The organism is Pseudonocardia sp. McavD-2-B, assembly GCF_024124365.1.
GTDB classification, from domain to species: Bacteria; Actinomycetota; Actinomycetes; order Mycobacteriales; family Pseudonocardiaceae; genus Pseudonocardia; species Pseudonocardia alni.
The window spans coordinates 1-1639 of the sequence record NZ_JAMXSG010000500.1 but is presented as its reverse complement, the minus strand read 5'-3'; the positions used below and the strand labels follow the sequence as shown (position 1 = coordinate 1639).

Here is a 1639-nt window from a genome sequence, read left to right as displayed (position 1 = left end):
CGGGCCCGCCCGGCCGCGGACCGGGCGGCCGGGCCCCCGAGGCGGCGCAGCGGTTCGGCGACGAGGTCGCGCGCGGTCATCCGCGGGTCGAGCGACCCGGCGGGGTCCTGCGGGACGTACTGCACGGTGCGGCGGAAGGCACGCAGCCGCCGCACGGGTCCGGGACGGACGTCCGCGCCGTCGGCGGTGACCGACCCCGCGTCGGCGGGCTCGAGGGCGAGCAGGATCCGGAGCAGCGTGGACTTCCCCGCCCCCGACGTCCCGGCCAGGGCGACGCGCTCGCCCGCGTGCACGGTGAGGTCGACCCCGCGCAGCGCGGCCACCGGCGCCGGGCGACGCCGTCCGGGCCCGGGGTGGACGCGGTGCAGGCCACGGGCGACGAGCAGCGGACGACCGGGACCGGCGGACGCCGCGGGAGCGGGCCGGGGAGTGCGCGCCGGGAGGGGGCCGGGATCGACGACGCGCCCCTCGCGCAGGTGCACGGCGCGGTCGCAGAGCTCGTGCGCGGCGGCGGTGTCGTGGCTGATGAACAGCAGAGCGGTCCCGGTGCCGGCCAGGCCGGATGCCAGCAGGTCGAGCACGCGCTGCCGGTTGACCGGGTCCAGGGCCGTGGTCGGCTCGTCCGCGACCAGCAGGTGCGGGCGGCAGGCCAGGGCGAGCGCCAGCTGCACGCGCTGGCGCTGCCCGCCGGACAGCTCGCCGGGGTGCCCGCCCAGGACGCGGCCGGGGTCCTCGATGCCGGTCGCCGCAAGGGCCTCCCGCAGGGCCCCGGGCCGCTCGTCACCCCCATTCGCCCGCACCGCGGCACGCAGCTGGGTCCCCACCGCCACCAGGGGGTTGAGCGCGGTGCGGGTGTCCTGCCCGACGGCCGCCAGTCGGACCGCGCGGTCCCGCCGCGCGGCCGGGACCGCGCCGACGTCGGTACCGCCCAGCAGGACGCGGCCCCGCAGCGACGCGACGGCGGGGAGGCGCCCGAGCACCGCGGCCGCGGTCAGCGACTTGCCGGACCCCGACGGGCCGAGGAGCGCGACCCGCTCACCCGGTCCGACCCGCAGGCCCACCCCGTCGACGACGTCGCGACCGCCGACGGTGACCGTCAGCGCCTCGATCGCGAGCAGGGGGGTGGCGGAGCCGGGTCCGTCCGGGTGAGTCGACATCACCAGAACGATAACCACGACGGTTATCGTTTGTCCCCGACGTCCCGGTCACACGCGCCGGCCTGGTCCCGGACGGAGTGCGACGACGCCGCGCCTACGGCCCGGCGGCCCAGCGTGCCGCGGGTACGGCGCCACGAGCCCGCTGACCTGCGACGATACGGAAAACCGACCCCCCTGTGAACGGCGTCCGACGGACCGTGTAACTTTCTCCCCGTCAGCGAGTGAGCCGGACAGAACGGGCCCTGAGAGGCCCGGTCAACAGGCCCCGCGGACAGCGACCCCCGGTGGTTCACCGATTTTCTTGGTGTGGTTGTCTTGGTGGGTCAAGGCGATCCGTCTTCAGGATCCCGTCTCCTTTTCAGGGGGTTGGGTGAGTGCGGTGCGGGTGTCTTTTGAGAACTCAACAGTGTGTCGAGCTATTTTGATTCGGTTTGGCGTTTTGTGCCAAATTGTTTGTTTGGTTGCAGCATTCGATCCCGTCG

At 74.9% G+C, this 1639-nt stretch carries 1 protein-coding gene; it reads right to left on the bottom strand.

What is annotated here, in order from left to right; translation table 11 throughout:
• A partial coding sequence (locus NH602_RS31690; RefSeq protein ID WP_305882484.1) for an ABC transporter ATP-binding protein occupies window positions 1-1157 on the bottom strand: 1157 nt, incomplete at its 3' end.
• Window positions 1158-1639: the final 482 nt, after the last annotated feature.